General features: G+C 67.1%; 3 protein-coding genes. All 3 read left to right on the top strand.

The window, feature by feature from the left end; all coding sequences use genetic code 11:
* The first annotated feature begins 58 nt into the window (after window positions 1-58).
* A complete protein-coding gene (locus ACLFQI_RS12915; RefSeq protein ID WP_410759920.1) occupies window positions 59-736 on the top strand; it encodes a winged helix-turn-helix domain-containing protein in 678 nt (225 codons plus the stop codon).
* A 1-nt stretch (window position 737) separates the two neighbouring features.
* Window positions 738-2,300 carry an ATP-binding protein gene (locus tag ACLFQI_RS12910; RefSeq protein WP_410759919.1) on the top strand — a complete coding sequence of 521 codons (1,563 nt, stop codon included), beginning with the start codon at window positions 738-740 and terminating at the stop codon, window positions 2,298-2,300.
* A 169-nt stretch (window positions 2,301-2,469) separates the two neighbouring features.
* Window positions 2,470-3,146: YceI family protein (locus tag ACLFQI_RS12905; RefSeq protein ID WP_410759918.1), on the top strand; the 677-nt coding region annotated here is incomplete at its 3' end.

Here is a 3,146-nt window from a genome sequence, read left to right as displayed (position 1 = left end):
CGGCCGACCGAGATGCTGATCATCGTCAACAGCGAACATGCCATCTGGACCCAGCAGCATGCGAGTACTGGTGATCGAGGATGACGCGCAGCTTGCGAGCTATCTTGCCAAGGCCTTCGGCGAGATCGGCGCGCGCGTCGAACTCGCCGAAAACGGTCGCGACGGCCTGTTTCTGGCCACCGGCAACAGCTACGATGTCCTGGTCATCGACCGCATGCTGCCGCAGCTCGACGGGCTCGCGATCATCCGCACCCTGCGCGCCTCGGGCAATTCGACCCCGGTGCTGGTGCTCAGCGCGCTCGGCGAGGTCGATCATCGGGTCGAGGGACTGCGTGCCGGCGGCGACGACTATCTCGTCAAGCCGTTCGCGTTCTCCGAGCTGCATGCGCGTATCGAGGCCCTGTTGCGCCGCGCCACGCCCGGTGAGGCACCGACCACCCACCTCCGCGTCGCCGACCTCGAACTCGACCTGCTCAAGCGCGAGGTGCACCGCAACGGTCAACCGATCGCGCTGCAACCGCGCGAATTCAAGCTGCTCGAGTATCTGATGCGCCACGCCGGTCAGGTCGTCACCCGCACCATGCTGCTCGAGAACGTCTGGGATTATCACTTCGATCCGCAGACGAATGTCATCGATGTCCATATCAGCCGCTTGCGCGCCAAGATCGACCGGGAGTTCGAGCAGCCGCTGCTGCAAACGGTGCGCGGCGCCGGCTACATGCTGCGCGCCGATTGAGATGCTGGCGGGCCCCGGTGCGTGCCGCGCATGGCGATCGCTGCACGCGGCCTGGAAACGGCACTGGCTCAGCGCGTCCCTGGAAACGCGGCTGAGCCAATGGCGGCGGACCTCGCACTTCACCCTGACCAGCTCGACCTTCCGCCTGGCCCTCCTGTACATGTTGTTGGTCGGGGTCTCGGTGGCGATCCTGCTCGGCTTCCTCTATTGGTCCACCGCCGGCTACATGGCGCGGCAAACCGATGCCACCATCGGCGCCGAGATCCAGGGCCTGGCCGAACAGTATCGACGTCGCGGTCTGGCCGGCCTCTCGAACCTCATCGCCGAGCGCATCGCGCGGGATCCGCAAGGCGCCTCGATCTATCTGCTGACCCAGCCGAACGGCACGCCGATCATCGGCAATCTCGACAGCTGGCCGGCGGTCGCGCCCGATGCCGAGGGCTGGGTCGAGTTCCGCACCCAACAGGAACTCTCGGGCAAGGCCCGCGTTGAGCACGAAACCCGCGCCAAGGTCTTTCGCTTACGCGGCGATCTCAGGCTGCTGGTCGGCCGCGATGCGCGCGAGCTGAGCGCGATCCGCCAGCTGGTGCTCGACGCGATCGGCTGGGGCTTGGCGATCACGGTCGGCCTGGCGCTGCTCGGCGGCTGGCTGATGAGCGCCGGCATCGCGCGCCGGCTCGATGTCATCAATCAGGTCAGCCGCGAGATCATGCGCGGCGACCTCAGCCGCCGCGTACCGAGCGCCGGCACCAGTGACGACTTCGACCAATTGGCCGCCAATCTGAACCAGATGCTCGAGCGCATCGAGGCGCTGATGCTGAGTCTCCGGCAGGTCTCGGACAACATCGCCCACGATCTGCGCACGCCCTTGTCGCGGTTGCGCCATCGGCTCGAACTGTTGCGCGGCAGCGCGCTCGATGACGAGGCGCGCGCCGAGGTCGAGATCGCGATCGCCGATGCCGACGAACTGCTGAGCGCCTTCAATGCCCTGCTGCGCATCGCCCACATCGAGGCCGGCAGCCGCCGCGCGGCCTTTGCCGATCTCGACCCGCTGCCGCTGCTGCGGGATGTGGCCGAACTCTACGAGCCGCTCGCGGCGGAATCGCAGCAGGTGATCGCGGTCGTGGGGGTTGGCGGCGGGACGGGCGGCGCGGTGGGTGCGAAGAGTGGCGGCGGGATCGGCGTTGATGCGGGTGGCGATACGGGTGCCTGCCGGCTGCACGCCGACCGTGACCTGCTTTTCCAGGCCCTGGCGAACCTGGTCGACAATGCCATCAAGCATACCCCGGAGGGCGGCCATATCCGGCTGCGCGCGGACTGCGCCGGCGAGACCGTCGAACTCAGTGTCAGCGACGATGGCCCCGGCATTCCGCCCGAGCTGCGCGAGAAGGTGTTGCAGCGCTTCTTCCGCATCGACGCCAGCCGGGCCGCCCCCGGCCATGGGCTCGGGCTCAGCCTGGTGCAGGCGGTCGCGCAACTGCATGGCGCCAGCCTCAACCTGGAAGACGCAGAGCCCGGTCTCAGGGTGCGTCTGTGCCTGCCCAAACGGACCACCGTCGGTTAATCGCCGCAAGCTTGGGATTGGCATCCGTCGGGCGCATTACTGGAGCGAAGCGCTGGAACAGCGCCCGTCGATGACCGCTCGACATCGATCGCCCGTCGAGCGTCCCGCATGCCAAATCTTGAGCAAGCCCTGACCCATCCCCGAGACCAGCAACCAGAGGAATTCACTCATGCGCCATCTGATCGCCGCCCTAGTTGCCACCAGCCTCGCCAGTGCCAGCCTCGCGCCGGCAGTCGCCGGCGAATGGACCCTCGACCCCGAACGCTCGCATCTGAACTACGTCTCGATCAAGTCCGGCCACATCGGCGAGATCAATCACTTCACCGAGATCGCCGGGCGCATCGACGCTGAGGGCCAGGCGGTGATCGACACCGCCCTCGACAGCGTCGAGACGCTGGTGCCGATCCGCAACGAGCGCATGCGCGAGATCCTGTTCGAGACGACGGATTACAGCGATGCGACCCTGAGCGCCAAGATCGACCCCGATGCGATCGCCGCCCTGGCGCCGGGCGAGATGATGGAGGTGGTCGCCGAGAGCACCCTCAGCCTGCACGGCGAGAACCAACCGCTGGTGCTCAAGATGCAGGCGGCGAAGCTCGATGCGAACACCCTGATGGTGGCCAGCACCGAGCCCGTGATCCTCGATGCCGGCCATTTCGGCTTGAGCGAGGGCGTCGAGAAGCTGCGCGAGATCGCCGGGCTCGAGAGCATCAGCCGCGCCGTGCCGGTGACCTTCGTCATGACCTTCGAGAACGCGAGTCCGGCGGCCGCCGCCAGCACCGAGACCGCCGAGCAATACCAGGCCTACCGGGCGATCATCGAGGCGATGAGCAACGAGCAGAAGGA

The sequence above is a fragment of the Halochromatium sp. genome (assembly GCF_046541315.1).
GTDB lineage: Bacteria > Pseudomonadota > Gammaproteobacteria > Chromatiales > Chromatiaceae > Lamprobacter.
This window is presented reverse-complemented; position numbering and strand designations above follow the sequence as displayed.

What these genes read in the sequence shown, in the direction of transcription:
- ACLFQI_RS12915 (WP_410759920.1), top strand. Translation starts at nt 59, where the DNA reads ATGCGAGTACTGGTGATCGAGGATGACGCGCAGCTTGCGAGCTATCTT.
- ACLFQI_RS12910 (WP_410759919.1), top strand. Translation starts at nt 738, where the DNA reads ATGCTGGCGGGCCCCGGTGCGTGCCGCGCATGGCGATCGCTGCACGCG.